Source organism: Vibrio sp. 10N.222.48.A3 (assembly GCF_041475345.1).
GTDB lineage: Bacteria > Pseudomonadota > Gammaproteobacteria > Enterobacterales > Vibrionaceae > Vibrio > Vibrio tasmaniensis_A.
This window is the reverse complement of record NZ_JBFRVX010001411.1, coordinates 1-3,118: the sequence shown is the minus strand read 5'-3', so window position 1 is coordinate 3,118 and position 3,118 is coordinate 1. Positions and strand designations below refer to the sequence as shown.

3 protein-coding genes are annotated in these 3,118 nt (G+C 43.1%); 1 reads left to right on the top strand and 2 read right to left on the bottom strand.

All coding sequences use genetic code 11. The annotated features are described in order from the left end of the window. The first annotated feature begins 55 nt into the window (after positions 1–55). Complete coding sequence (locus AB4653_RS26790; RefSeq protein ID WP_102258530.1) at positions 56–1,126, top strand: diguanylate cyclase domain-containing protein; 1,071 nt, start codon at positions 56–58, stop codon at positions 1,124–1,126. Positions 1,127–1,164: 38 nt separating this feature from the next. On the opposite strand, the gene AB4653_RS26785 is transcribed toward AB4653_RS26790, so the two are convergent. After that, positions 1,165–1,731 (bottom strand): DUF1415 domain-containing protein, encoded by a 567-nt coding sequence (locus AB4653_RS26785; protein ID WP_012604112.1) that lies wholly within the window; start codon positions 1,729–1,731, stop codon positions 1,165–1,167. 85 nt (positions 1,732–1,816) lie between these two features. After that, positions 1,817–3,016 (bottom strand): MFS transporter, encoded by a 1,200-nt coding sequence (locus AB4653_RS26780; RefSeq protein WP_102258529.1) that lies wholly within the window; start codon positions 3,014–3,016, stop codon positions 1,817–1,819. Positions 3,017–3,118 lie beyond the last annotated feature (102 nt).

The following is a 3,118-nucleotide window of genomic DNA, read 5'->3' as shown; positions in this document are numbered from 1 at the left end:
TAATATACCAAATATTAATGTTGCCATTAACTTCGGCTGCAGTGGGACTCCATTTATGAACCAAGCCAGTGAAAGCGAAATTGTTATACGTCGCTTGTATCAAATCACCAATGATTACCGGAAGGGCTTCGATATTCAGATCGCTCAGCTGCTTATCATGGGGCTTGAACGCTTCAACCTTGATATCGGTATTTTATCTAAAGTCGAGGGTAATACTTACTTAGTTGAACACTCTGTCACACCTGAAGGGGTTGAGCTCAATAGTGGCGATATCTTCGATTATCGTTCTACCTATTGCGAAATTACCTGTAAATCGATTGGTCCTATCTGCATTGAGCATTGTGGCAAACACGATAAGTATGCGACGCATCCCGCTTACCAGTCTTTTGGTTTAGAGTCTTATATTGGCATCCCGATTTTCGTTAATGATGAGCTTTACGGCACCTTAAACTTTTCAAGCCCGGCTCCTTATCATCGTGAATTCAAAGAGTTCGATATCGACGCTATGAGGTTAATGGCCTCATGGATCGAAGTGGAACTGGTTAGAAGACAGCAAGAACGAAAACTCAAAGAGCTGAATGAGAAGTTAGAGTACCAAGCTCTGTACGATCCTCTGACACACTTGCCGAATAGACGTTGCTTGTTCAAAACGTTGAACGCAGAAGTGGAGCAGTTAAAAGGATCTTTAGGAAAGGGAACCTTAGCGGTTGTCGACATCGATTTCTTTAAACAGGTTAATGACACTTATGGTCATCAAATGGGTGATGTTGTATTAAAGAAAGTGGCGAACGTGCTGAGCAATAACATTCAAGAGGGTGAGTTTGTGGCGCGCTTTGGTGGTGAGGAGTTCATTCTTTGGTACCCAAATAAAACACCAAGTTGTGTTGAAGATAAGTTCATGACTCTTTTACAAGAGATGAAGAAAATCACGCTTGATAGAAAGCCAGTCACTATATCAATCGGTGCGTGTCATTTTGAGTTGAGTACAGGGGATACCAAAGGGGAAAGGATGTCGGCGTTAGATAAGCTCATCAAAGTTGCCGATGAATGCCTGTACATTGCTAAACAAAATGGACGAGATCAGTTTATATCTCGCCCATATCATCAAGAACACTCAGACTCGTAAGTTGAAGCTGTCAGCTCTTAAAGCTCAAAGGTTAGTTCTTAACTGAATAGATAAGGGAACAACTTACGACGCTCTTCGGGTGTTAAAGATTCAACTCTCGCGATGTTGGTATCAGGAATCGTTTCAGGGTTGGGGTAGTGCTTCAACACTTTTTCCATACTCGCTTCACGAATCAAATGGTAAACCGGATACGGAGAGCGGTTAGTAAGATTTTCATCGTCTTCTGGATCCGCACCACCAAAGCAATAGTCTGGATGGAAGGTTGCCACTTGATAAACGCCTTCCCAATCTTCTTGCTTGATCAAGGCTTCAATCCAATCAATGAACATGTTGTAGTCGAAGAAATCTTGCAGCATGTTAGGCACAACCACCAAAGTCGTCTCTAATTCTGCGACTGGCGTGTTATCTAATTCTACAAAGTGCGTCATGATGTCTTCTAGTAACGCTTCTTCCGTTTTCGCTTCACTCACAAAGATCTTAATCTGTTTATTACGTTGTGGCTTAGCTGCAAATGGACACAGGTTTAGGCCAATAACGACATCGTCTAACCACTGTTTTACTTGGTCATGGATGGTTTGAAGATCTGAGCTTTGAGTGTTCGACATAACAGGTTCCGAAAAGAAATTTTGCGTAGGATATCAGAACGGACGTTAATCAAAAGCAATAATTGAGTTACAACCTCAGTCGTACTTATGCTTGTGCGAGTTTAGAGGCTGACACTTGAAGTTGTTTTAACTGGTAGACCCAAGCAAATATCGCAACATAGAAGATAGAACCACCGGCGATAACACCATTCCAACCGAACAACTGCCAGCAATATAAGAGTAAGAAACCACCCAAGCTCCCGCCTATGTAATAGTGAACTAAGTAAAGTGCGGTTGCTGTGGCCTTCGCACTTGGCGCTTTTTGACTCACCCAAGAATAGGCAAGGGTATGGGCGAAAAAAGCTCCGCCACTGATCAATAACAACCCAGCTAACATGAATGGGACTTTGTCGACGGCAGAAACCAACATTCCGATTAAGCTAATACACACGCCCATCAATATACCGTTTAACGGGTCAAAGCGAAGTGTCCATTTGTTGGAGAGCTTAGAGCTTACCGTACCGGCCAAGTAACATAGGAATATCAGTGAAGCTAAGCCCACAGGCACTGAGTGAGGTTCGGATACCAACCTAAAGCCCATTACTGAATACAGGTTAACGAACAGAGCGAAGTTAGCGCCACCAATCAACATCGCGAGCCACAAGGTACGGTTTCTTAAGTGCATCACAACCGAGCGGTTATGATGAAAGAACAACCCTTTTTGAGGTTTGAAGTTTTGTTGGTCAGGCAGACTATACGCAATATAGAGAGCGCCGATTAAGGAGCCGACCACGAAAAACAAAACCGTTGCGTGCCAGTCAAAATAATCCGTAATCAAGCCACCCAATACACGTCCGAAAATTCCACCCAATGAGTTGGCTGCAATATAACCACCGATCGCGACTGCAAATGCTTTGGGTGATAACTCTTCAACCATATAGGCAACCGCCACGCCTGCAAAAGCAGCGACTGCGATTCCCATTAATGCTCTGGCAATAACAAGTTGCAGTAGAGTGGTTGTGAACACCATGCTCAATCCAATCAAAGGAATAGCGAACAGACTGAATAGGATAATAGGTTTTCGACCAAAGGTTTCAGAAGCGATTGCCCAAGGCACCAAGCTGATGGAAAGCCCAAGTGTTGTCGCGGCAAACAGCCAGTTGATCTGAGTTTCAGATACTTGGAAGTGCTCCGCCATGTGCGGCAAGATAGGCTGAAAGAGGTAAAGGTTACAGAAAATGATAAATGAACCAATCGCCAATGATTGGGTGATGCGTTTGTATTGAGGACTGCCTTTATCAAACATTTACGTTGTGCCTGCGCGAGTAAGTAAGCTATTTGTGAACAAGTTATCAGTACAAGTGTGATTAAAGAAATATATTAAAAATATCACCTCTATATATTAAAT

Coding starts and splice junctions, on each gene's coding strand:
- AB4653_RS26790 (WP_102258530.1), top strand. CDS start 56: ATGAACCAAGCCAGTGAAAGCGAAATTGTTATACGTCGCTTGTATCAA.
- AB4653_RS26785 (WP_012604112.1), bottom strand. CDS start 1,731: ATGTCGAACACTCAAAGCTCAGATCTTCAAACCATCCATGACCAAGTA.
- AB4653_RS26780 (WP_102258529.1), bottom strand. CDS start 3,016: ATGTTTGATAAAGGCAGTCCTCAATACAAACGCATCACCCAATCATTG.